The 1,289-nt window shown below is 72.4% G+C and carries 2 protein-coding genes; both read left to right on the forward strand.

The window, feature by feature from the left end; genetic code table 11:
• Window positions 1-819, forward strand: an 819-nt coding sequence (locus I71_RS07360; RefSeq protein WP_042693282.1) for an ABC transporter ATP-binding protein, incomplete at its 5' end; no start/stop codon positions are given.
• A partial coding sequence (locus tag I71_RS07365) for an ATP-binding cassette domain-containing protein (RefSeq protein ID WP_042693285.1) occupies window positions 809-1,289 on the forward strand: 481 nt, incomplete at its 3' end. The genes I71_RS07360 and I71_RS07365, both read left to right, overlap by 11 nt.

Genomic DNA, 1,289 nt, shown 5'->3' on the forward strand with positions numbered 1-1,289 from the left:
GTGACCGATGAGACGGTGCGGCTGGAGGGGCGCGACCTGCTGGCGCTCGACGAGGCGGCGCTGCGGCATGTGCGCGGCGCCCGCATCTCGATGATCTTCCAGGAGCCGATGACCGCGCTCAACCCGGTGCTGACAGTCGGCGAGCAGATCATGGAGGCGATCCTCGAACATGAAACGGTCAGCCGCAAGGCGGCGCGCGAGCGGACTCTGGCCCTGCTGGAGCGCGTGCGCATTCCCGATCCGGCGCGCCGCTTCGCCGAATATCCGCACCGCATGTCGGGGGGCATGCGCCAGCGGGTGATGATCGCCATGGCGTTGGCCGGCACCCCCGCCGTGCTGGTCGCCGACGAGCCGACCACGGCGCTTGACGTCACCATCCAGGCGCAGATCCTGTCGCTGATCGACGAGTTGCGGCGGGAGCAGGGCACCGCCGTGGTCTTCATCACCCATGACCTCGGCGTGGTGTCGCGTTATGTCGACCGCGTGCTGGTGATGTATGCCGGCCGCAAGGTGGAGGAGCGCGACACCCGCGACCTCTTCGCCGATCCCTTCCATCCCTACACCCAGGGCCTGATCGCGGCCCAGCCGCGGGGCCTCGCAGCGCAGACGCATGCCGTCGCTCCGGCCGGCGTGGCGCGGGAGCGTCTGACCGAGATTCCCGGCACCGTGCCGTCGCTGGCGGCGATGCCGTCCGGCTGCGCCTTCGCCCCGCGCTGCCCGCTGGCCGACGACCGCTGCGCCCGGGCCGCTCCGCCGCCGCGCCCGGCCGGCAGCGGCCTCGTCGCCTGCCATCACGCGGGAGAGAGCCATGCCATCTGACGCCAGCCCCACCACCGCTCCCGTCCTGTCGGTGCGCGGGCTTTCGGTGGATTACGCGACGGCGCGCGGGGTGGTCCATGCTCTGGACGACGTGTCCTTCGAGCTGGCATCCGGCGAAACGCTGGGCATCGTCGGCGAATCCGGCTGCGGGAAATCGACCCTGGCTCGGGCCGTCGTCCGGTTGGTCACCCCCAGCGCCGGCACCATCCGGCTGGGGGAGGAGGACATCACCCACGCCTCGCAGCGGCAGCTGCGGGGGGCCAGACGCGACATCCAGATGGTGTTGCAGGATCCGGCGGCCTCGCTCGATCCGCGCTGGACGGTGGGGGAGCTGCTGGCCGAGCCGCTGGCGATCCACCGCATCGGCTGCCGGGCGGATCGGCGCGAGCGGGTCGCCGATCTGCTGCGCAGGGTCGGGCTGCCGCCCGAGGCGGCGGGCCGGGCGGCCCGCCGAATTTCTCGGCGGCCAT

It is taken from the genome of Azospirillum sp. B506 (genome assembly GCF_000333595.1).
GTDB lineage: Bacteria > Pseudomonadota > Alphaproteobacteria > Azospirillales > Azospirillaceae > Azospirillum.